This is a genomic window from Aeromicrobium sp. NPDC092404 (assembly GCF_040684095.1).
Lineage (GTDB): Bacteria > Actinomycetota > Actinomycetes > Propionibacteriales > Nocardioidaceae > Aeromicrobium.
The window spans coordinates 979145-1001360 of sequence record NZ_JBFBFI010000002.1; the positions used below are offsets into that span (position 1 = coordinate 979145).

24 protein-coding genes and 1 tRNA gene are annotated in these 22216 nt (G+C 69.2%); 16 read left to right on the forward strand and 9 right to left on the reverse strand.

Features of this window, described 5'->3' with window-relative positions; translation table 11 throughout:
• Positions 1-25: 25 nt before the first annotated feature.
• The 12 genes from AB0N22_RS15385 (at position 26) to AB0N22_RS15440 (ending at position 11125) form a co-directional block, all read left to right on the forward strand.
• A complete protein-coding gene (locus AB0N22_RS15385) occupies positions 26-1582 on the forward strand; it encodes a sugar ABC transporter ATP-binding protein (protein WP_364642000.1) in 1557 nt (518 codons plus the stop codon).
• A complete protein-coding gene (locus AB0N22_RS15390) occupies positions 1575-2600 on the forward strand; it encodes an ABC transporter permease (protein ID WP_364642003.1) in 1026 nt (341 codons plus the stop codon). Before AB0N22_RS15385 ends, AB0N22_RS15390 begins: the two co-directional genes overlap by 8 nt.
• Positions 2597-3613: a galactofuranose ABC transporter, permease protein YjfF gene (gene yjfF / locus AB0N22_RS15395; protein WP_364642006.1), complete on the forward strand. Its 1017-nt coding sequence runs from the start codon at positions 2597-2599 to the stop codon at positions 3611-3613. Before AB0N22_RS15390 ends, yjfF begins: the two co-directional genes overlap by 4 nt.
• Positions 3610-4638, forward strand: coding sequence for a LacI family DNA-binding transcriptional regulator (locus AB0N22_RS15400; RefSeq protein ID WP_364642009.1), 1029 nt, complete (start codon positions 3610-3612; stop codon positions 4636-4638). Before yjfF ends, AB0N22_RS15400 begins: the two co-directional genes overlap by 4 nt.
• Positions 4635-6305: a ribulokinase gene (araB, locus tag AB0N22_RS15405; RefSeq protein ID WP_364642012.1), complete on the forward strand. Its 1671-nt coding sequence runs from the start codon at positions 4635-4637 to the stop codon at positions 6303-6305. Before AB0N22_RS15400 ends, araB begins: the two co-directional genes overlap by 4 nt.
• Entirely contained in the window at positions 6302-6976 is a 675-nt protein-coding gene (locus tag AB0N22_RS15410; RefSeq protein ID WP_364642015.1) for an L-ribulose-5-phosphate 4-epimerase, read from the forward strand. The genes araB and AB0N22_RS15410 overlap by 4 nt, the downstream gene beginning before the upstream one ends.
• Positions 6977-7005: 29 nt before the next feature.
• The gene (gene araA / locus AB0N22_RS15415; protein ID WP_364642018.1) at positions 7006-8508 is read left to right on the forward strand and encodes an L-arabinose isomerase; all 1503 of its coding nucleotides are present in this window, start codon (positions 7006-7008) and stop codon (positions 8506-8508) included.
• Positions 8509-8585: 77 nt separating this feature from the next.
• Positions 8586-8915, forward strand: a complete 330-nt coding sequence (locus AB0N22_RS15420; RefSeq protein ID WP_364642021.1) for a hypothetical protein — start codon at positions 8586-8588, stop codon at positions 8913-8915.
• Positions 8916-8970: 55 nt separating this feature from the next.
• Complete coding sequence (locus tag AB0N22_RS15425; RefSeq protein WP_364642024.1) at positions 8971-9708, forward strand: MIP/aquaporin family protein; 738 nt, start codon at positions 8971-8973, stop codon at positions 9706-9708.
• Positions 9701-10099, forward strand: coding sequence for an arsenate reductase ArsC (locus AB0N22_RS15430; RefSeq protein ID WP_364642027.1), 399 nt, complete (start codon positions 9701-9703; stop codon positions 10097-10099). The genes AB0N22_RS15425 and AB0N22_RS15430 overlap by 8 nt, the downstream gene beginning before the upstream one ends.
• A 17-nt stretch (positions 10100-10116) precedes the next feature.
• Positions 10117-10479, forward strand: coding sequence for a metalloregulator ArsR/SmtB family transcription factor (locus AB0N22_RS15435; RefSeq protein WP_364642031.1), 363 nt, complete (start codon positions 10117-10119; stop codon positions 10477-10479).
• Complete coding sequence (locus tag AB0N22_RS15440) at positions 10472-11125, forward strand: cation transporter (RefSeq protein WP_364642034.1); 654 nt, start codon at positions 10472-10474, stop codon at positions 11123-11125. Before AB0N22_RS15435 ends, AB0N22_RS15440 begins: the two co-directional genes overlap by 8 nt.
• A gap of 58 nt (positions 11126-11183) precedes the next feature.
• On the opposite strand, the gene AB0N22_RS15445 is transcribed toward AB0N22_RS15440, so the two are convergent.
• Positions 11184-11531 (reverse strand): metalloregulator ArsR/SmtB family transcription factor, encoded by a 348-nt coding sequence (locus AB0N22_RS15445; RefSeq protein ID WP_364642037.1) that lies wholly within the window; start codon positions 11529-11531, stop codon positions 11184-11186.
• An 87-nt stretch (positions 11532-11618) separates the two neighbouring features.
• Here AB0N22_RS15445 and AB0N22_RS15450 point away from each other — a divergent pair, with 87 nt between their 5' ends.
• Entirely contained in the window at positions 11619-12953 is a 1335-nt protein-coding gene (locus AB0N22_RS15450; protein WP_364642040.1) for an NAD(P)-binding domain-containing protein, read from the forward strand.
• Between the two features lie 13 nt (positions 12954-12966).
• Here the strand turns inward: AB0N22_RS15450 and AB0N22_RS15455 are convergent.
• From AB0N22_RS15455 to AB0N22_RS15485, 7 genes are all read right to left on the reverse strand, one after another.
• A tRNA-Lys gene (locus AB0N22_RS15455) sits at positions 12967-13039 on the reverse strand.
• Positions 13040-13095: 56 nt separating this feature from the next.
• Entirely contained in the window at positions 13096-14034 is a 939-nt protein-coding gene (locus AB0N22_RS15460) for a HAMP domain-containing sensor histidine kinase (protein ID WP_364642043.1), read from the reverse strand.
• A 4-nt stretch (positions 14035-14038) separates the two neighbouring features.
• Positions 14039-14746 (reverse strand): response regulator transcription factor, encoded by a 708-nt coding sequence (locus AB0N22_RS15465; RefSeq protein WP_364642046.1) that lies wholly within the window; start codon positions 14744-14746, stop codon positions 14039-14041.
• Between the two features lie 41 nt (positions 14747-14787).
• Positions 14788-16626 carry an Ig-like domain-containing protein gene (locus AB0N22_RS15470; protein WP_364642049.1) on the reverse strand — a complete coding sequence of 613 codons (1839 nt, stop codon included), beginning with the start codon at positions 16624-16626 and terminating at the stop codon, positions 14788-14790.
• 76 nt (positions 16627-16702) lie between these two features.
• Positions 16703-17314, reverse strand: coding sequence for a signal peptidase I (locus AB0N22_RS15475; protein ID WP_364642052.1), 612 nt, complete (start codon positions 17312-17314; stop codon positions 16703-16705).
• Positions 17315-17393: 79 nt separating this feature from the next.
• Positions 17394-17927, reverse strand: coding sequence for a TasA family protein (locus AB0N22_RS15480; protein WP_364642054.1), 534 nt, complete (start codon positions 17925-17927; stop codon positions 17394-17396).
• 150 nt (positions 17928-18077) lie between these two features.
• The gene (locus tag AB0N22_RS15485) at positions 18078-19295 is read right to left on the reverse strand and encodes a GAF domain-containing sensor histidine kinase (RefSeq protein WP_364642057.1); all 1218 of its coding nucleotides are present in this window, start codon (positions 19293-19295) and stop codon (positions 18078-18080) included.
• A gap of 235 nt (positions 19296-19530) precedes the next feature.
• Between AB0N22_RS15485 and AB0N22_RS15490 the strand changes: the two genes are divergently transcribed.
• From AB0N22_RS15490 to AB0N22_RS15500, 3 genes are all read left to right on the forward strand, one after another.
• Positions 19531-19683: a hypothetical protein gene (locus AB0N22_RS15490; protein WP_364642060.1), complete on the forward strand. Its 153-nt coding sequence runs from the start codon at positions 19531-19533 to the stop codon at positions 19681-19683.
• An 88-nt stretch (positions 19684-19771) separates the two neighbouring features.
• Complete coding sequence (locus AB0N22_RS15495; protein WP_364642063.1) at positions 19772-20389, forward strand: DUF47 family protein; 618 nt, start codon at positions 19772-19774, stop codon at positions 20387-20389.
• A 3-nt stretch (positions 20390-20392) separates the two neighbouring features.
• Positions 20393-21406, forward strand: a complete 1014-nt coding sequence (locus tag AB0N22_RS15500; RefSeq protein WP_364642066.1) for an inorganic phosphate transporter — start codon at positions 20393-20395, stop codon at positions 21404-21406.
• Between the two features lie 14 nt (positions 21407-21420).
• Here the strand turns inward: AB0N22_RS15500 and pstB are convergent, their stop codons facing one another.
• The gene (pstB, locus tag AB0N22_RS15505) at positions 21421-22200 is read right to left on the reverse strand and encodes a phosphate ABC transporter ATP-binding protein PstB (RefSeq protein WP_364642069.1); all 780 of its coding nucleotides are present in this window, start codon (positions 22198-22200) and stop codon (positions 21421-21423) included.
• Between the last annotated feature and the right edge of the window lie 16 nt (positions 22201-22216).

A 22216-nucleotide genomic window follows, 5' to 3' on the forward strand; every position in this document is an offset into this window, starting at 1 on the left:
CCGTCCAACTTCTAGGAACGAAGAGATGGTCGAGATGACAGCCGAAGCCGTGCCGGCAACACGCACGCAGCCGGTCGTGGAGATGAGCGGCGTGTCGGTGAGCTTTCCCGGCGTCAAGGCCCTCCAGTCGGTCGGCCTCACGCTGAGGGCCGGCGAGGTCCACGCCCTCATGGGTGAGAACGGCGCCGGCAAGTCCACGCTGATCAAGGCGCTCACGGGTGTCTACTCGATCGACGAGGGCACGATCGTCGTCGGCGGCGAGCCGCGTACGTTCAACAGTCCGGCGGAGTCGCAGGCCGCCGGCATCAGCACGGTCTACCAAGAGGTCAACCTCTGCACCAACCTGACGGTCGCCGAGAACATGCTCCTGGGCCGCGAGCCTCGTTCGTTCGGCCGCATCGACACGCGTGCCATGAACCGCCGCGCCGGTGAGACGCTGACCCGCCTGGGGCTCGACATCGATCCCAGGTCGCAGCTCGGCACGCACCCCATCGCGATCCAGCAGCTCGTCGCGATCGCCCGCGCCGTCGACATCGACGCCGAGCTCCTGATCCTCGACGAGCCGACCTCCAGCCTCGACGCCGACGAGGTCGCCAAGCTGTTCGAGGTCATGCGCACGCTGCGCGCCGACGGTGTCGCGATCGTCTTCGTCTCGCACTTCCTCGAGCAGGTCTTCGAGATCTCCGACCGCATGACCGTCCTGCGCAACGGCCAGCTCGTCGGCGAGTACCTCACCGCCGAGACGACGCAGCTGCAGCTCGTCCAGGCCATGATCGGCCGTGAGCTCGAGACGCTCGACAAGATCGAGCAGGCCGCCGACGAGCACACTGTCAAGACCCAGGGCGCGCCCCTGATGGAGGTCCTGCAGCTCGGCCGCAAGGGCAGCGTCGAGGCCGTCGACCTCAAGGTCTTCGAGGGTGAGGTCATCGGCATCGCCGGGCTCCTGGGATCCGGTCGCACCGAGCTCGCCCGCCTGCTGTTCGGTGCGGACACCGCAGACACCGGCGCGATGAACCTGCGCGCCAAGGGCACCAAGCTCCGCACGCCGCGACAGGCGATCGACCACAAGATCGCGTTCTCCAGCGAGAACCGGCGCTCCGAGGGCGTCATCGAGGACCTGTCGATCGCCGACAACATGCTCCTCGCGATGCAGGCGTCGCGCGGCTGGCTGCGGCCGATCCCCGCGAAGACCAAGGACCGTCTCGTCAAGAAGTACATCGAGGCCCTCGACATCCGGCCGGCCAACCCGCAGGCGCTGATGCGCAACCTCAGCGGCGGCAACCAGCAGAAAGTCCTCCTGGCGCGCTGGCTCATCACCGAGCCGGAGCTCCTCATCCTCGACGAGCCCACCCGTGGCATCGACATTGGCGCGAAGGCGCAGATCCAGCAGCTCGTCGCCGACCTCGCAAAGGATGGCATGTCCGTCGTCTTCATCTCCGCCGAGCTCGAGGAGGTCCTGCGGCTCAGTGACCGTCTCGTCGTGATGCGCGACCGCCGCAAGATCGACGAGCGGGCCAACGAGAACGTGACCGTCTCCGACGTGCTGGAGATCATCGCGGGGGAGGCGCGCGCCGATGCGTGACCTGACCAAGCACTCGCTGTTCTGGCCGCTCGTGGCCCTGGCCCTCCTGCTGGTCGTCAGCGTGATCGCGACGCCGTCGTTCTTCTCGATCCGGGTCCAGGACGGCCACCTCTACGGCAGTCTCATCGACATCCTGCGCAACGGGGCCCCGACGCTGTTGATCGCGCTCGGCATGACGCTGGTCATCGCGACCCGCGGCATCGACCTGTCGGTCGGCGCGATCGTCGCGATCGCCGCCGCGGTGGCCTGCACCTACATGGCCGGCGCCCCCGACGGTTCGTCGGCCGGCCGCGCGATCGTCGCGATGAGCATGGCCGTGGGGGTGTGCGTCCTGCTCGGTCTCTGGAACGGCTTCCTGATCTCCGTGCTCGGGATCCAGCCGATCATCGCGACGCTGGTGCTCATGACCGCGGGTCGCGGCCTGGCGATGCTGATCACCGACGGCCAGATCATCACGGTCAACAACGCGCTGTTCAAGAAGGTCGGCGCCGGCTTCGTGCTGGGCCTGCCCGTCGCGATCCTGATCGCGCTGGCCGTCTTCGCCATCACCGCGGTCCTCACGCGTCGCACGGCCCTCGGCATGCTCATCGAGGCCGTCGGCATCAACCCCGAGGCCAGCCGGCTCGCGGGCGTCCGGGCGCGCACGATCACCTGGACCGTCTACGTCTTCGTCGCGTTCTGTGCCGGCATCGCCGGCCTCATGATCGCCTCCAACACGAGCGCGGCCGACGCCAACAATGCCGGCCTGTTCATCGAGCTCGACGCGATCCTCGCGGTCGTGATCGGCGGCACCTCGCTCGCGGGCGGCCGGTTCTCGCTGACCGGCACGCTGGTCGGCGCGATGTTCATCCAGACGCTCGCCACCACGATCCCCACGATGGGGATCCCGGCCGAGACCAACTACCTGTTCAAGGCCGTCGCGGTCATCGTGGTCTGCCTGCTGCAGTCGCCCAAGGCCCGGGCCGTGCTGTCCGTGCGACGACCGACGCCCCTCCTCATGAAGGGATCGGCCGCATGACCACCGTCATCGCTCCGCCCGAGCACCCCGCGAGCGCCCCGTCACCGCGGTCCCCCCGCGGCCCCGCCTTCCCCACCCGGTTCCTCCCGGTCATCGCGACGTTCGCGCTGTTCGTCGGGATGTTCGGTCTCGGCTCGCTCCGCTACGAGGGCTTCTCGTCGCCGCAGACGGTGCTGAGCGTGCTGGTCGACAACTCCTACCTCATCGTCCTCGCCGTGGGCATGACGTTCGTGATCCTGACCGGTGGCATCGACCTGTCGGTCGGCTCGGTGGTCGCGCTCTCGACCATGATCGCGGCCGAGACGCTGCGGGCCGGCTGGTCCGCTCCGCTCGTGATCGCAGCGGTTCTGTTGACCGGGTCCGTCCTGGGCCTGCTCCAGGGGATGGTGATCCACTACTTCGAGATCCAACCGTTCATCGTGACGCTCGCCGGGATGTTCCTGGCCCGCGGCCTCTGCTACGTCATCAGCGTCGACTCGATCCCGATCAAGAACGAGACCTTCACGTCGTTCGCCCAAGGCACGATCACGATCGGGGACTACTTCATCACCCCGGCGGTGATCGTCGCGCTGGTCGTGCTCGTCATCGCCGCGGTGGTCCTGCACATGACCCGGTTTGGCCGCACGGTGTACGCCGTCGGCGGCAGCGAGCAGTCCGCGATGCTGATGGGCTTGGCGGTCGCGCGCACCAAGATCGGTGTCTACGTCATCAGCGGCTTCTGCTCGGCCCTGGCCGGACTGCTCTACGCGATCTACACGCTGTCGGGCTACAGCCTGACCGCCGTCGGCATGGAGCTCGACGCCATCGCAGCGGTCGTCATCGGCGGCACCCTGTTGACCGGCGGATCGGGCCTCGTCCTCGGCTCGGCCCTCGGCGTCATGGTGCTCGGCCTCATCCAGTCCTTCATCTCGTTCGACGGCACGCTCAGCTCGTGGTGGACCAAGATCACGATCGGTGTCCTGCTCCTGGTGTTCGTCCTGATCCAGCGGCTGTTCACCCGGAGAGCCGGATGACCGCGAGCCCCCAGCACGCGCCCGTCATGGCGGACGTGGCAAAGGTCGCCGGGGTGTCCCACCAGACGGTCTCCCGGGTCATCAACGGCATGCCCAACATCAAGGAGTCGACGCGCCAGCGTGTCGAGGCCGCGATCAAGGAGCTCGGCTACCGGCCCAACACCGCCGCCCGGGCGCTCGTCACCCGCAAGTCCTCGACGATCGGCATCATCAGCACCGAGACAGGTCTCTACGGACCCAACAGCATTCACCGTACGGTCGAGGACGCGGCCCGCCAGGCCGGTTACTTCGCCGGATCGGTGAGCCTGTCGACCGTCACGACGCAGTCGCTGACCGACGCGATCGACCACCTGCTGCGCCAGTCGGTCGAGGGCATCGTCATGATCGCCGCCCAGCACGCCGCGCTCGACGTGATCCACCACCAGGACCCGGGCGTCCCGCTCGTCGTCGTCGAGGGCGACCTCTCGAGGGCGAAGTTCGCCGTGGGGGTCGACCAGCACCGCGGCGCCTACGAGGCCACGCAGCACCTGCTCGACCTCGGGCACACCTCGATCGCCCATGTCCGCGGCCCGCTGGAGTGGACCGAGGCCGAGGCCCGCCGCGAGGGCTGGGAGGCTGCGATCCGCGACGCCGGCCACGAGCCCGGTCCCCTCTACCTGGGCGACTGGACACCGCGCAGCGGCTACCTCGCCGGTCGACAGCTGGTGGACGAGGCCGAGCCCACCGCGGTCTTCGTCGCCAACGACCAGATGGCGATCGGCGTGTTGCACGCGCTCGCCGAGGCCGGCATCTCGGTGCCTGACGGCATCAGCGTCGTCGGGTTCGACGACGCCCCCGAGACGGAGTTCCTCATCCCGTCCGTCACGACGGTCCGGCAGAACTTCCAGGAGGTCGGCCGCCGGGCGATCGACGTCCTGCACGCAGCGATCCTCGGCGAGAACGAGGACCTCCCGCGACTCATCGAGCCCGAGCTGATCATCCGCTCGAGCACCTCCGCACCGCATCCCCGAAAGGCCCAGAAGTGAGCGAACAGTACGTCATCGGAGTCGACTACGGCACCCTCTCGGGGCGCGCGCTGGTCGTCGCTGTCAAGGACGGCCGTGAGCTCGCGAGCGCCGTGCACCCGTACGCGCACGCCGTGATCAGCGACGCGCTGCCGACGGCACCGGGCTCGCCGTTGCCGCCCGACTGGGCGCTCCAGGTGCCCTCCGACTATGTCGACGTGCTGCGCATCGCGGTGCCCGAGGCCGTACGCGCCTCCGGCATCGACCCGGCCGACGTCATCGGGATCGCGACCGACTTCACGGCGTGCACCATGGTGCCGACGCTCGCTGACGGCACGCCGCTCAGCGAGCTGCCGCAGTTCGCCGACCGCCCCCACGCGTACGTCAAGCTCTGGAAGCACCACGCGGCCCAGGGCCAGGCCGACCGCATCAACACCCTCGCCGAGCAGCGCGGCGAAACCTGGCTGCCGCGGTACGGCGGGCTGATCTCGTCGGAGTGGGAGTTCGCCAAGGGGCTGCAGGTCCTGGAGGAGGATCCCGAGGTCTACGCCGCGATGGAGCGCTGGGTCGAGGCCGCCGACTGGATCGTCTGGCAGCTGTGCGGCACGTACGTCCGCAACGCCTGCGCCGCCGGCTACAAGGGCATCCTGCAGGACGGCGCCTATCCGAGCGCCGACTTCCTGGCGGCACTCAACCCGGCCTTCGCCGACTTCGTCAGCGCCAAGCTGGACCAGCCGATCGGCCAGCTCGGGCATCCCGCCGGGACGCTGACTGCCGAGGCGGCGGCCTGGACCGGGCTGCCGGAGGGCATCGCGGTCGCGGTCGGCAACGTCGATGCGCACGTCACGGCCCCGGCGGCACAGGCCGTGGACCCCGGCCAGATGGTCGCGATCATGGGGACCTCGACGTGCCACGTCATGAGCGGCACGGTGCTGCGCGAGGTGCCCGGCATGTGTGGCGTCGTCGACGGCGGCATCGTGTCCGGCACATGGGGCTACGAGGCCGGTCAGAGCGGGGTCGGCGACATCTTCGGCTGGTTCGTCGACCACGGCGTGCCGGCGTACGTCCGTGAGGCGGCCGACGCCGCAGGCACCGGCATGCACGAGCACCTCACGGCTCTGGCATCGCAGCAGCCCGTTGGGGCGCACGGGCTCGTCGCCCTCGACTGGCACAGCGGCAACCGCTCGGTGCTGGTCGACCACGAGCTGACCGGCCTGCTGGTCGGCCAGACCCTCGCGACCCGGCCGGAGGACGTCTACCGCGCGCTGATCGAGGCCACGGCGTTCGGCACCCGCACGATCATCGAGACGTTCAACGCCAGCGGGGTCCCGGTCGAGGAGCTCATCATCGCCGGCGGCCTGTCCAAGAACCCGCTCCTGATGCAGATCTACTCAGACGTGACCCGCTTGCCGCTCTCGGTGATCGGGTCCGAGCAGGGACCCGCTCTGGGCTCTGCCCTCCATGCTGCCGTCGCGGCCGGCGCGTACGCGGACATACGCGCCGCCGCGAAGGCTATGGGCTCCCTCAATCGGGCAGCGGTGCTGCCCGATGAGGGACGCTCCAAGGTCTACGACCGGTTGTTCGCCGAGTACACCGCGCTGCACGACCACTTCGGTCGCGGCGGCAACGACGTCATGCACCGGCTCCACGCCCTGCGCCGCGAGGCCCTGGCAGGCGGTGCGGCATGACGCTGACCCAGGACGTCCACGACACGATCCTGCGACTGCGTCGCGAGGTCTGCGCCCTGCACGCGGAGCTGACCCGCTACGAGCTCGTCGTCTGGACCGCCGGCAACGTGTCCGCCCGGGTGCCCGGCGCCGACATGATGGTCATCAAGCCGAGCGGCGTCAGCTACGACGACCTGACGCCGGAGAACATGGTCGTCACGGCCCTCGACGGCACGGTGCTCGAGGGTGACCTCGCGCCCTCCTCCGACACCGCCGCACAGGCGTACGTCTACCGGCACCTGCCCCACGTCGGTGGTGTCGTGCACACCCACTCGACGTACGCGACGGCGTGGGCCGCGCGCGCCGAGGCGATCCCGTGCGTGCTCACGATGATGGCCGACGAGTTCGGTGGCGAGATCCCGGTCGGTCCGTTCGCGCTGATCGGCGACGACTCCATCGGCCGGGGCATCGTCGACACGCTCCGCGGCAGCAACTCGCCGGCCGTGCTGATGCAGAACCACGGCGTCTTCGCGATCGGCAAGGACGCCCGCTCGGCGGTCAAGGCCGCCGTGATGTGCGAGGACGTCGCACGCACGACCCACATCGCTCGCCAGCTGGGTGAGCCGGTGCCGATCGCGCCGGACCAGATCGCCAGCCTCTTCGACCGCTACCAGAACGCGTACGGCCAGTGAGCCCCGCGACCCATCAGAAGGAGACGTCCATGACCACCGCCGAACGCGAGATCTGGTTCCTGACCGGGAGCCAGGGCCTCTACGGCGAGGAGACGCTCCAGCAGGTCGCCGACCAGTCGCGCGAGGTCGCCGACGCGCTGGCCGACCACCCCGACCTCACGATTCGCATCGTGTGGAAGCCCGTCCTGACGTCGTCCGACGCGATCCGTCGAACGATCCTCGAGGCGAACGCGGACGACGCGTGCATCGGCCTGATCGGCTGGATGCACACGTTCTCGCCCGCCAAGATGTGGATCAACGGCCTCGACGCCCTGCGCAAGCCGTTCCTGCACCTGCACACGCAGGCACACCGCGACATCCCGTGGTCCACGATCGACATGGACTTCATGAACCTCAACCAGGCCGCACACGGCGACCGGGAGTTCGGCTACATCCAGACCCGGCTCGGGGTGGCCCGCAAGACCGTCGTCGGCCACGTCAGCAATCCTGAGGTCGGGCGGCGCATCGGGGTGTGGGTCCGGGCCGCGGCCGGCGCCGCCGAGATGCGGTCGCTGAAGCTCGCCCGGTTCGGCGACAACATGCGAGACGTCGCGGTGACAGAGGGCGACAAGGTCGAGGCGCAGCTGCGCTTCGGCGTCTCGGTCAACACCTACGGTGTCAACGACCTCGTCGAGGTGGTCGACGCGGTCGACGACAGCGTCGTCGACAAGCTCGTCACCGAGTACCAGGACCTCTACGACGTCGCCGCAGAGCTGCGCGTCGGGGCGTCGCGGCACGACAGCCTGCGCTACGGCGCACGGGTCGAGGCCGGCATGAGGCAGTTCCTCGAGGAGGGCGGCTTCGGCGCCTTCACGACGAACTTCGAGGACCTCGGCGGGCTGCGCCAGCTCCCCGGCCTCGCGGTGCAGCGTCTGATGGCCGACGGCTACGGCTTCGGCGGCGAGGGTGACTGGAAGACCTCGGTTCTCGTCCGCACGACCAAGGCCATGGCGGCCGGCCGGCCCGGCGGCACCTCGTTCATGGAGGACTACACGTACCACCTCGAGCCGGGCAACGAGAAGTCGCTCGGCGCCCACATGCTCGAGGTGTGCCCCACGATCTCGTCGACCACGCCGACGATCGAGGTGCACCCCCTCGGCATCGGTGGCCGCGAGGATCCCGTACGCATGCGGTTCGTCGCCGACCAGGGCGAGGGCATCGTCGTCGGGCTCTCGGACCTGGGTGACCGGTTCCGCCTGACCGCCAACGACATCACGCTCGTCGAGCCCGACGAGCCCTTGCCACAGCTCCCGGTCGCGTGTGCCGTGTGGCAGGCGCACCCGTCACTCTCGACAGCCGCCGAGGCGTGGATCATGGCCGGCGGCCCGCACCACACGGTGCTGTCGACTGCGGTCGGGATCGAGGAGTTCGACGACCTCGCGGAGATCCTCAGCACCGAGCTGGTGCACATCAACGCGGACACGACGCCGAAGAGCTTCCTCAGGGAGCTCCGCTGGAACCAGGCGTACCACCGGCTCGCCGCCGGTCTCTGACCTTGGTCGCCCCCGGCTCGGACTCGGTCCTCGACCGGGTTCCCCCCAGCTCGGTCGGCACCACCTCAACTCCTCCAGTGGGGTGGTGCCGATCGGATGTCGCGACGCTGGACCGGCTGCGCGCACGAGGCCTCGACGAGGCCGCGCTCGAGCTGCTGGAGGAGTGCATGGCCGTGGCGGAGCGGGAGGCTGGGGCGGCGCAGGTCGCGCCGCCGATGACGTACGCGCTCCGGGCGGCGGTGATCCACCGTCGTCGACGGGACCATGCCGCCGAGGTCGAGGTGCTCGAGCGCTGGGTCGCGGCCTGTCCCGAGCCGCGTGATCCTCACAGCCGAGTGGCGGTGCGGCTGGTCAAGGCACGACGTCTGCGTGATGCGGCTGACCGGCAGGCGCGCCGCCGGGTCTAGGTCGCGCCGTGAGCCGGTTCATCCGGCGTTCATCCGGACGGTCCATGATGGACGCGTGAACCAGGCACCGCCGAGCAGGCCGCAGCCGCTGGCTCGCCGGCTGTTCGCGGAGCTGCTCGGGACCGGGCTGCTCGTCACGGTCGTGGTGGGCTCGGGCATCGCGGCTGCCGAGCTCTCGCCGGACGACGTGGGGCTCCAGCTCCTCGAGAACAGCACCGCGACCGTCCTGGGTCTCGCGGTCCTGATCCTGGTGCTCGGCCCGGTCTCCGGTGCGCACTTCAACCCGGTCGTGACGGTGGCGGACTGGTTCTTGTCGCGCCGCGACCCGGAGGGCTTCTCGGCCGGGCACGTGGCGCCGTACGTTGCTGCGCAGGTCGTGGGAGCCGCGGCGGGTGCGCTGCTGGCGAACGCCATGTTCGACGTCGGGACCTCGTTCTCCGACCATGAGCGTGCCAGCGGGGGACACCTGCTCGGCGAGGTCGTGGCGACGGCAGGGCTCGTGCTGCTGATCTTCGCGCTGGTGAGGTCCGACCGGGTCGCTTTGGTGGCTCCGGCCGTGGGCGCCTACATCGGCGCGGCGTACTGGTTCACCAGCTCCACCTCGTTCGCGAACCCCGCCGTGACGGTGGGCCGCATGCTGTCCGACACGTTCGCCGGCATCGCACCGAGCTCCGTCCCGGCGTTCGTCGTCGCCCAGGCAGTCGGCGGCGTCATCGGCGTGGGCCTGGCGCTGGCGCTCTACCCCTCGCCGGCGATCACGCCGCACACCCACCAAGGAGAGACCCGTGCCTGATCGCCCCAGCGTCCTGTTCGTCTGCGTGCACAACGCCGGTCGGTCGCAGATGGCCGCCGGATTCCTGCAGTCCCTCGGCGAGGGACGCATCGACGTACGTTCTGCCGGCTCGATGCCCGGCGACGCGATCAACCCCGTCGCCGTCGAGGCCATGGCCGAGGTCGGCATCGACATCGCGGGGGAGCAGCCCAAGAAGCTGTCCGATGAGGCCGTGCGCGCCTCCGACGTCGTCATCACGATGGGCTGCGGCGACGAGTGCCCGTTCTTCCCGGGCAAGCGCTACGAGGACTGGGTCCTGGACGACCCGGCCGGGCAGGGGATCGAGGCCGTGCGACCGATCCGCGACGAGATCAGGTCACGCGTCGAGCAGCTGATCGCCTCGCTCGCCTGACCTGCTAACATCGCCATATGGCGATGACAATCGTAGACGAGAATGCCATCGAGCAACCGCTCGATGCGGCCGCGTGCCTGTTCCACGGGTTCGGCGATCCCTCTCGGCTACGGATCCTGCAGCACCTGCTGGCGGAGGAGCACCGGGTGGTCGAGCTGACGGAGCACCTCGGCCTGGCCCAGTCGACCGTCTCCAAGCATCTTGCCTGCCTCAAGGACTGCGGGCTCGTGACGTCCCGGCCGGTGGGGCGGGCGTCCCTGTTCCGCGTGACGCACCCCGAGGCCACGACGCGGCTGCTGGCGGCAGCCGAGCAGCTCCTCGACGTCACCGGCTACGCCGTGACGCTGTGCCCCAACCACGGGATCGACGGGCGTGCCTGAGCTGCTGCCCGGCGTCGACCGGGTCGCCCTGGGCAGGCGGGCGAAGCTGCTGGCGTTGCTGTCGGTCGCGTACAACCTGGTCGAGGGCGTCATCGCGATCTCGGCCGGCCTTGCTGCCGGCTCGGTCGCCCTCGTGGGCTTCGGCCTGGACTCCGTGGTCGAGGTGTCGAGCGGCCTGATCATCGTGTGGCAGTTCTCGCACCGCGTCCCGGAGTCGCGGGAGCGACAAGCGCTGCGGCTGCTGGCGGTCTCGTTCTTCGCGCTGGCGGCGTATGTCGGCTTCGAGTCGGCACGTGCGCTCATGACCGGCGCGGAGGCCGACCACTCCCGCGTGGGCACTGGCTTGGCCCTCGCCTCGCTCGTCATCATGCCGTTCGTCTCGTACGCCCAGCGGCGCACGGGGCGGGCGCTCGGCTCCGATGCTGTGTACGCCGACGGGACCCAGACGCTGCTGTGCACCTATCTGTCGGCTGTCCTCCTGCTCGGCCTCGTGCTCAACGCGACCCTCGGCTGGTCGTGGGCCGATCCCGTCGCGGGCCTGGTGATCGCTGCCGTGGCGGTCAGGGAAGGGCTCGAGGCGTGGCGCGGCGAAGGTTGCTGCGCGCCATCGTCCGGGCCGACCTGCTCGGACGGCTGCTGCGGTTAGCGTGTCGCACCTGCCGGGTTGGCCGCCGGGCCACGTGGTCGGACGGGACTGTCCGGGTTCAGGTGCGGAGGGTGTCCGCCAGCGTGGCCAACGCACCCGGAACCAACGCGTAGTACGACCAGGTGCCGCGCTTCGAACGCGTCAGCAGTCCGGCGTCGACCAGGATCTTGAGGTGGTGCGACACCGTCGGCTGGGACAGGTCGAGCGGCTCGTTGAGGTCGCACACGCACGCCTCGCCACCCTCGTGGGCGGCGATGAGGGACAGCAGCCGGAGCCGGTTCGGATCACCGATCGCCTTGAAGCGAGCGGCCAACGCGGTCGCCTCCTCGGCGCTCAAAGCTCCGCCGGTGACGGGGGAGCAGCACGCGGTCGTGGTGGACTCGAGCACGGTGAGCGACGTGGGCATGGCATCAGCGTACCCTTTCATTGACAATCGTCGATGAAGCGCTAGAGTCGCATTCATCGACATCTGTCAATGAACCCGGAGATCAGCATGCAGCACCCCGACCTTCCCGTCATCGTGATCGGCGCCGGTCCCGCCGGACTTGCCGCGGCTGCCCAGCTCCGGAGCCGCGAGATGTCGTTCCTCGTGCTCGAGGCCGGACCGGTCGCCGGGTCCGCGGTGCGGGAATGGTCACATGTGCGTCTGTTCTCGCCGTGGTCCGAGCTCATCGACTCCACGGCCGCGACGCTGCTCGAGAGCAACGGGTGGACCAGGCCTCAGGGTGATCAGTACCCGACCGGCGGCGCCTGGGTCGACGACTACCTCCAGCCCCTCGCTGACGCGCTGGGTGGGAGTGTGCGATTCGGCACCAGGGCCGTCGGCGTGGCGAAGCGCGGTCGTGATCGGCTGGTCGACTCTGGCCGCGACCAAGAGAGCTTCACGGTTCATGTCGAGACCGCCTCGGGGGAGCAGCTGATCTCGGCGCGAGCGGTCATCGATGCGTCCGGCACGTGGGGCGGCCCCAACCCGCTTGGTGGGGACGGCCTGCCCGCGCCGGGCGAGCGAGCAGGGGCCGACCGCATCACGTACCGGATCCCCGACCTGGGGGACCCGGCGACGCGGGCGAGGTACGCCGGCCGGCACGTCGTCGTCGCTGGCACCGGCGCCTCCGCCAAGGGCGCACTGATCGGGCTGGCGAAGCTGGTGGAGGAGGATCGCTCGACCCGGATCTCGTGGCTGGTCCGACGGGCGAGCGTCGGTGCGGCGTTCGAGGGCAGCGACGACGACGAGCTCGCCGAGCGTGGCGCGCTCGGCAAGTCGGCCAAGCAGGCCGTGGAGTCCGGAGCAGTCCATACGCTCAACAGCTTCCGTACGGCGACGGTCGACCGAGCGGCAGACGGGACCCTCACGCTGACCTCGGTGGACGGGCAGGTCCTGGAGGGCGTCGACGAGGTCATCGCGCTGACCGGCTTCCGACCGGACCTGTCGATGCTGTCGGAGATCCGGCTCGACCTGGACCCTGTGCTCGACGCGCCGCGGCAGCTGGCTCCGCTCATCGATCCCAACGTGCACTCGTGCGGGACGGTCTATCCGCACGGCGCAAAGGAGCTGGCGCAGCCCGAGGCCGGGTTCTACCTCGCCGGCATGAAGTCGTACGGCCGGGCGACCTCGTTCCTGAGCCTCACCGGCTTCGAGCAGACCCGGTCGATCGTCGCCGAGCTTGCGGGTGACCACGAGGCATCCGCGCGCGTCGAGCTGACCCTGCCCGAGACGGGGGTGTGCGGCGGATCCGGCACCTTCGACGACGACGCGGGCGGCGGCGGGTGCTGCGGCTCGCCGGCGGTGCCGCAGCTCCTCGCTCTCGGCACACGACCGCCGAGGTGATGCCGGCAAGAGGTGGGCCCCGTGGGACTCGAACCCACAACCCGCGGATTAAAAGTCCGCTGCTCTGCCAATTGAGCTAGAGGCCCGCGCTCTGAGCGCGGGACCCAGTCTGCCAGTTCCCGCGGTCGGCGAGTCCGCGGCGTCAGGTCGCGCTGAGCTCCGGTGCGACCGGGACGACCAGCACGAGGCACGTACCGGTGGAGTCCTCGACCCCGAGGCGCCCGCCCATGGCCTCGGCGACGGCGCCGGCGGCCGCGAGCGCCGGGTCGTCGTCGGTGCCGCTGGCCGGGGTCGTGCCGTGGATGACGCCGCTGGGCAGCACGCTGGGCTCGTCAAGACACACCCGTACGCGGACGGTGGTGCCGAGCCGGACGGCGTCGACGGAGATCCCGCCGGAGGCCCTGGCGTTCGTGTGCGCCAGCATCGCGTCGAGCACCTGGTCGACGGCGGGCTTGGCAGCCAGGACGAGCATCGGTCCGGGAGCGTCCAGCGTGATCTCGCGGTTCGACTGCGTACGCCAGCGGGCGACGGCCTGCGCCGCGAGCTCGGCCAGGTCCACCACGCCGGTGTCACGGGCGCTGTCGTTGCGGTCGAGCAGCGAGGTCACCGCGTCGCTGAGCCGGTCGAGCTCGGAGATCGACCGCGCGATCTCCTCGGCGACGTCCGGCGGAGTCTGCTGCCACAGCGCGAGGTCCTCCAGCGAGAGCCGGAGCGCGGTGATGGGGGTCCGCAGCTCGTGCGAAGCCGCCACGGCGACAGCCTGCTCACGGCTGACCAGCCCATCGAGCCGGGCCGCGGCCTCGCGCAACGCCCGGCCGAGGTCCTCGGCCTCGGGCACGGCGTAGTGCGGCACCTGGACGTCGAAGCGACCCTCGCCGATGTCGACGGCGACGGCCGACAGCTCGCGGAACGGCTGGGACAGTCGGTCCGCGAACCGCAGTCCGGCGATGGTGGCGCCGGCCAGGGCGACCGCGCCCAGCAGCAGCACCGGCACGAACGAGTCGGCGGCCTGGTCGAGGGCGACGCTCGCCCAGGCCACGACGAGCACGGCCACGGTGATGCTGACGAAAGCCAGGACCAAGCGCCTACGCATCGGGGGGGTCGCTCTCGAGGCGGAACCCGACGCCTCGCACGGTCACGACCCTGGCGCGTGCGCCGCTGTCCTCGAGCTTTTGCCGCAGGCGGCCGATCGTCGCGTCGAGGGTCTTGGTCGAGCCGAACCAGTTCTCGTCCCACACCTCGTCCATGACACGTTCGCGGGTCATGACGGCACCCGGCTCGGAGTCGAGCAGGGCGATGACGTCGAACTCCTTGGCCGTCAGCGCGAGCTCGTCGGTGCCGACCCACACGCGCCTGGCCTGCGCGTCGACCCGCAGCTGACCCGGGGCCGACCCGACGTCAGGCGTGGGCGCCGGGGTGGGGCCCGCCGAAGCGCTGCGGCGCAGCAGGGCGCGCAGCCGAGCCAGCAGCTCGGCGAGGCCGAACGGCTTGGCGAGGTAGTCGTCGGCGCCGACGTCCAGGCCGACGACCCGGTCGAGCTCGCCGCCACGCGCCGTCAGGATCATGACGGGCGACTGGAATCCCGACGCTCGCAGCCGGCGGCAGACCTCCAGGCCGTCGATGTCCGGCAGCCCGAGGTCGAGCAGGACGACGTCGAGCCCACCGGCCTCGGCGCGGTCGAGGGCGTCCTGCCCGGTCGAGGCGCGGAACACCTCGTAGTCCTCACGCTCGAGCGTGCGGATGAGCGGAGCGGCGATCTGGTCGTCGTCCTCGACGAGAAGCAGGCGTGGCACCTCATGAAGCATACGGCCGGACCGCCCGTCGCCCGTCGTCATCAGAAGTCTCGGTCCGACGCACCCGACTCGCTGGCCGGCGCGGTGGAGCACTTGTTGCCCTGCAGGTCCGCCGCCGTGGCAGAGGGGGTCCAGACCAGGCCGCCGGCCACCGTGACGGTCTTGAGGCCGTTGCCGCTCGCGACCGATCCGATCCTGACCGCGACGACCGTCCGGGCGACGCCACCGACCGTGGCCGTCGATGCCGTCATGGTGGCGTTGAAGCTCACGGTCTTCCCGGTCTTGAGGAAGTCCTGGTTGAGCACGACCGAACCCAGTGCGACGTTCGAGGTGCCCTTGAGCACGTCCACGGTGTCGCCCTTGTTGCCGAGGCCGAACGCATTGCCGTCGCGGAGCCGCAGCGTCACGGCGGTCGCCGAGCCGGACCAGCCGGCCAGGATCGTGCCGGGTGCCACCTGCTCGCTGTACGTGTAGGTGAGGGTGTCGTCGGTGTCGAGCCGGCCGACCGTGCCGCCGCCGTTGGTGGCCTGGACGTCGACCCCCCTGACCGGGCTGTTGTCGACCCGGCGTCCCGACACGACCGCGGACGTGGTGGTCTTGCCCGCCCCGTCGACGAGGATCGCGCGCAGGTCGTAGCTGCCGTCGGGAACCGTCGTGGTGTCCCAGCTGCAGGAGTACGGCGCCGTGACGTCGGTGCAGAGATCGGTCCAGGTCGAGCCACCGGCGACGGCCCGTTGGATGCGTACCGAGGTCACGCCGGACGTCGCGCTGGCAGTCGCCGCGATCGTCACGGTCCTGCTGAGGAAGGCGCCCGGGTCGTTGACCGAGACCGAGGAGACGGTGTTGTCGACGACGCGGTTCGACACCGTGGAGGACGTCGTGGCCGTGCCGGCCCCGTCGGTCGCGATCGCGCGGAACGTGTAGGTGCCGTTGGTCAGCTTCGTGGTGTCGAAGGAGCAGGTGAACGGCGCGTCCGTGTCGGTGCACAGCGTCTGATAGGTCGACGATCCGGAGGGTGCGTACTGGATGACCACCTGCGCGACGCCTGAGTCGGCGTCCGTGGCCGTCGCGGAGAACGTCCGGGTGCCGCTCAACGGGCTGCCGGGATCGGTGATCGTGACCGCCGGCGCGGTGTTGTCCACGAGGACGTCGCTCTGGATCGCCGAGTAGTAGGTCCCGCCCAGTACCACCGTGACGACCGAGCGCAGGTCGTAGTAGCCGTTGGCGACCGTCGTCGTGTTCCACGTGCAGCTCGTCGAGAGGGTGTTGGTGCAGGCGGTCCGCCACACACCCGACCCGGCGACCGAGTACTGCACCGCCGTCGACGAGATCGTGAGGCCCGGGTTGTAGGTCGTGGTGGTCAGCGAGACGCTGCCCTTGATGACCTCGCCCGGATCCGCCAGGGTCACCAGCAGGTTGTTGGCGACGATCGTCCGGACCGAGTCCGAGATGGTCGTGTAGTCCGCGTTGTCCGTCGCGACGGCTCGGATGTCGTACGCGCCGTCCGCGGCCGACGTCGTGGTCCACGAGCAGCTGTACGGGGCGGTCGAGTCGGTGCAGAGCGTCGTCCACGTCGATGCGCCTTCGGGCTGCACCTGGATCGCGACGGACTTGATTCCCGACTCCCCGTCGGAGGCCGAGGCGGTCAGGGTTACCGAGCCCTTGACGGAGGTGCCGGGGCTCTGGACGGTCACGGTCGGCGGCGTCCAGTCAGCCGCCGAGCTGACGCTGCCGGTGCTCGAGCTGGTCGAGGTGAAGGCGGCGGACGAGAATCCCGTCAGGCCGAGGGCCGTGGCGACGGCCAGGAGGGCGGCGACGAGGAGGGCGATGCGGGTCGAGCCCTGCTCGGTCTGCTTGCGGTGTCGAGGCTGCCTGGTCATGACATCAACGCTACGGAGACGCGCGCCACGGAATCTCCACACGATGTCGACATGACGTCCACAAGATGTCCGGCGATCAGACATGTACGGGCTCACGGACGACGAGCGGTGCGTGGTCCGCCGGGAGCTCCTCCGGGCGGCGGCGCGCGGCGCGCAGAACGCCGATGATCTCGACGGCGCTGGCCAGCGCGATCAGGCCGGCGGGAATGCCGATCGCCATGGTCCGGAAGCCCGGGTCGGCGAGCCGGATGAAGACCCAGCCGACATGCGGGACGGTGTGCCGGACGACCGGCTGGTCCGCTTGGACCAAGGTGAAGGTCCACGGGTCGGGGTCTGCGTTGGCGTCACCCTTGGTGCGGAAGAGGACCTGTCCGTCGGCCTGGGCCTTGATCGCGGAGATGCGGTGGGTGACCAACGTCGTGACGCCGCTGTCCGCCGGCGGCTGGTACGTGATGATGTCGCCCACGGCGAGGTCCTCGACCGGCACGTTCTTCTCGAACGCGAGTGACCCCTTCTCGAACGTGCCCGACATCGACCCGCCGGTGATGACGTATCGCTCGTACCCGAGGAGCACCGGCGCGAAGTAGCAGACGCCCAGCAACGTCGTGACGAGGAGCAGGACATTGATCGCGGCCGAGACCAGGCGGCGCACGGTGTGGCGCGGCCGGCGGTGCTGGCTGATGCTCATGTCTGCTCCTCGTCGTTCGTGGCTGGGAAGGTGTCCAGGGCGTCCGCCTCCTCGTCGCGGACGCCCCAGGTCGGTGCGACTACTGGTTGGTCGTCGTGGCGGCCTGCTGGACCGAGTCCCACTGGTACGCAGCAGTCGCGTTCTTGCTCTGCTGGCTGTTGGGGGCGTCGTCGGCGAGGCGCACGCTGAAGGTGAAGTTGTTGGCGACGCCGGGTGCGATCGAGCCGATCGCCGTCTTGGTGCCGTCGACGAGGCCACCGAACGTGCCGGAGTAGACCGACGCGCCGGTCGTGGTGTTGGTGATCGTCAGCGTGAGGTAGTTGTCCGAGAAGCCGTTCGTCGAGCTGGTCTCGGTCAGGGTGAAGTCAGCCGGGAGCGATCCGGTGTTCGTGATCGTCAGGCCGCCGTTGATGGTGTCGCCGGGCTTGATGTTCGCGAGGCTCAGGATCGCCTTGTCGGCCTTGGAGTTGGTGTGGTTGAGCGAGCCGGAGGTCACCGAGCTGATGGTGTTGGCCGTCGTGGAGGTGAACGTGGCGCCCGAGCCGATCGCGATCGCGCCGGCCGCAGCCAAGGTGGCGAGCGGGACGAGGACCTTCTTGGTGGTGTTCTTCATTTCGTGCTCCTTGGGGGATCTTCGTGATGTCTGAGTTGGTGTCTCCGACGCTACGGAGGCGCGATCCACGAAAGATCCACACAAGTGCTTCATGACGGCCACACTTCGGAACTGTTTTCCGGTGGGCCTCCAGGTCGTGCGGGGGAAAGGTCAGGCAGGCAGCTCGAACCAGACCCTGGCGCCGCCGAGCGGTGACTCGTCGGCTCCGACGCGACCCCCGTGGGCCTGCACCAGCCGGCGGGTGGTCGACAGCCCGATGCCGTGGCCGGCGACGCTCTCGTCGGCCCGGCTGAACAGCTCGAAGATGCCGTCCCGGCGCTCCGGCTCGATACCCGTCCCGTTGTCGTCGACGGCGACGCGCCACCCGGCGTCTGTACGCTCCGCTGACACCTCGACGCGCGGTGTCACACCCTCGCGCGCGAACTTGAGCGCGTTGGTCAGCAGGTTGAGCACGACGGAGTAGAGCATGTCGGCGTCGGCGCGAACGGTTGGCAGGTCTCCCACGACGACGCGTGCCGACGTCTGCCCGATCAAGGGCCCGAGGTCGACCAGCACGAGCTCGAGCACGGACTCGAGGTCGGTGTCCTTGACGTCCAGGCGCCCACCGGTGACGGCGAAGTCGAGCATCTCGCCGATCATCCGGTTCATCCGCTGCCCGGCGTCGCTGACCGCGTCGACCATGGCGTGCAGCTCACGGTCCCGCTCGACCGAGGGCTCGGCGGCGAGCATCTCGGCGTTGACCAAGATGGCGGTCAGCGGGCTGCGCAGGTCGTGGCTCACTTGCCCCGCGAACAACGCCAGGTGGTGGTTGGACCGGCGCAGCTCGTCGCGCACCTCGGTCAGCTCGCGCAGCGACTCCTCGAGGGCTTGGGATCGGAACCGCAGCTCCAGCACGTCCATCACCTGATCGGCCAGCGTCTGCAGGGCGCGCTGCTGGGCGGGCGTCAGCTGGCGCGGGGTCTCGTCGAAGACGCAGAGCCGCCCGAGCGTCAGGCCGTCGGGCGTGATGAGCGGTGCCGACGCATAGAACCGCACCCGGCCGATGACGCCGGTGACGAATGCGTTCTCGGCGAACCGTGGGTCGAGGCTGGCGTCGGCGACCACGACCGGCTCGCGATCGGTGATGACGGCGGCGCACATCGAGTCCTTGCGCGAGCAGACCGACGGGTCGAACCCCGCGGTCGCGATCTGGTGCTGGTGGTCGCGCGAGATGATGTTGATCGCCGCAGTCGGCACCTCGCACACCTGTGCGACGAGCTCCACCAGCGAGTGCAGGTCGCGACCAGCCGGCTGGCTCAGGACCGCATAGCGCTCCAGCTCGGCGCTTCGCTCCTGCTCGAGATCCAGCTCGCCGGCGGACTGCGTCATGGCTCCTCCATCTCCCGGATCAAGGGACTTCGACCTTTCCACAGCCCGACCAAGTCGGCTCGTCGAATCTTTCCACGGCGCTCACCCCTGGTGCCGCCACTCCGGTTCGCAGGAAACGCGTGCGACGTCGGGCCCGACGAGATAGCCTGCAGAAAAGGGGAGGACGACCCTGACGCGGCCCGCCGCGATCAGGCTGACCACGGTGTGCAGATCGATGCAAGATGGAGTGCCCCTGATGCCGGAGCCCTTGGACAGTCGCCTTCGTGACGACCAGGCGCTCGACGAGATCGAGCTGACGAGTCGGCTGATCATCGCGGCCTCGTCCAAGGACGGACACCTGTCCCAGCTGGAGGTCGACGAGATCCTCGGGATCGCCAAGACGGGTTGATCACGCTCGGCGTGCACCGCGATTGACACTCTGGAACGCCGTGCCTCTAGCATGGGCGTGGCCTACCCAGCATTGACAGGAGCTAGTCGTGCGTTTTCGCATCCGACCGGTTGAAACGACGTTCTACGAGCTGTTCACCGAGATGGCAACCCACCTCGTCCTCGGTGCCGATCTCCTGGCGCAGATGCTGGACCCCAGCACCGACAAGGCGGCGATCGGCGAGCAGATGCGCGAGGCCGAGCACCAGGCTGACGAGACGACGCACAAGATAGTCAAGCGCGCCAACTCGACCTTCATCACCCCGTTCGACCGCGAGGACATCTACCGCCTCGCCAGCAGCCTCGATGACGTCATGGACTTCATGGAGGAAACCGTCGACCTGGTCGGCCTCTACGAGCTCGGCGACCTGTCGGCAGACTTCGCCCCGCAGGTCGAGGTGCTCCAGCGGGCGACTCAGCTGACCGCCGAGGCCATGCCGCGACTGCGGACGATGAAGGACCTCGACGAGTACTGGATCGAGATCAACCGTCTCGAAAACCAGGGCGACCGGTCGTACCGGCGCATCCTCGCCAACCTGTTCAGCGGCAACTACAAGTCCCTTGAGGTGCTCAAGCTCAAGGACGTCGTGGACTCCCTCGAGCACGCCATCGACGCGTTGGAATCCGTCGCGAACACGGTGGAGCAGATCGCCGTCAAGGAGTCCTGAGTCGTGGATCTCGTCCTGGCGCTGGTGATCGCCACTGTCGCCATCGCCCTGTTCTTCGACTACACCAACGGTTTCCATGACGCAGCCAACGCGATCGCGACCTCGGTCTCGACCCGCGCCCTGACCCCCCGCATCGCCCTCATGATGGCGGCAGTGCTCAACTTCGTCGGGGCCTTGCTGGGCGTCGGCGTGGCAAAGACCATCAAGGACATCCTCACCGGATTCGACGACATGTCGGCCGAGCACGCCCTCACGGTCGTCATGAGTGCGCTCGTCGGCGCGATCACCTGGAACCTCATCACCTGGTACTTCGGGATCCCGTCGTCTTCGTCCCACGCCCTCATCGGCGGCTTGATCGGCGTCGGCATCGCGGCCGGCGTGACGGTCGACTGGGACAAGGTCGTTGACAAGGTGGTCATCCCCATGATCATGAGCCCGGCCCTCGGGTTCGGCGGCGCGTTCTTGATCATGCTGTCGATCATGTGGATCTTCCGGAAGGCCAATCCCCACACGCTCAACCGGGGCTTCCGGTTGTCGCAGACGGTGTCCGCCGCAGCCCTCTCGCTGGGTCACGGGCTGCAGGACGCGCAGAAGACCATGGGCGTCATCGTCCTGGCGCTGATCGCCGGTGGCGAGCACAGCGGTGACGACATCCCGTTGTGGGTCATCCTGGCGGCCGCCGGCGCCATCTCGCTGGGCACCTTGTCCGGCGGCATGCGGATCATGCGCACGATGGGACGCCGCATCATCGCGCTCGACCCGCCGCGTGGCTTCGCCGCAGAGTCGACTGCGGCGATCGTCCTCTACGGGATGGCGATCGGGGCTCACGCCCCGGTCTCGACCACGCACACGATGACCTCTGCCGTCATGGGCGCTGGAGCGACCAAGCGCTTCAGTGCGGTGCGGTGGGGCGTGGCACGCGGCATCATCACGGCGTGGATCATCACGATTCCCGCTGCCGCAGCCGTGGGCGCCGTGACCTACTTCATCCTGCGCCTGTTCATCCCGGGCAACTGAGTTCGGCCGACTGATCAGCCGAAGCGGCCCTGGATGTAGGCCTCGGTCGCCGAGTCGGTCGGGTTGGAGAAGATCGTCTCCGTGCGGCCGTGCTCGATGAGGCGACCGGGCTTGCCCACCCCCGACAGGTTGAAGAACGCGGTCTCGTCGGAGACGCGGGCGGCCTGCTGCATGTTGTGGGTCACGATGACGATCGTGTACTGCGACTTGAGCTCGTGGATCAGGTCCTCGATGACGCTCGTCGAGATCGGGTCGAGGGCCGAGCACGGCTCGTCCATGAGCAGGATCTCCGGCTCGACCGAGATCGCGCGGGCGATGCAGAGCCGCTGCTGCTGGCCACCCGAGAGGCCGGATCCGGGACGGTCCAGCCGCTCCTTGACCTCGGCCCACAGGCCGGCGCTGCGCAGCGAGCGCTCGACGATGTCGTCGGCCTCGCTCTTCTTCATGCGCTTGCTGTTGAGCTTCTGCCCCGCCAGCACGTTGTCGTAGATCGACATCGTCGGGAACGGGTTGGGGCGCTGGAAGACCATGCCGATCATCCGGCGCACGTTGACCGGGTCCATGTCGGAGCCGTAGAGGTCCTGGCCGTCGATCAGGACCTTGCCCTCGACGCGAGCGCCACGGATGACCTCGTGCATGCGGTTGAGCGACCTGAGAAAGGTCGACTTGCCGCAGCCCGAGGGGCCGATGAACGCCGTGACGGACTTCGCCGCGATCGGGATGGTGACATCCTCCACCGCGAGGAAGTCGCCGTAGTAGATGTTGAGGTCAGAGACGTCGATGCTCTTGGCCATGTCAGAGTCCTTTCTG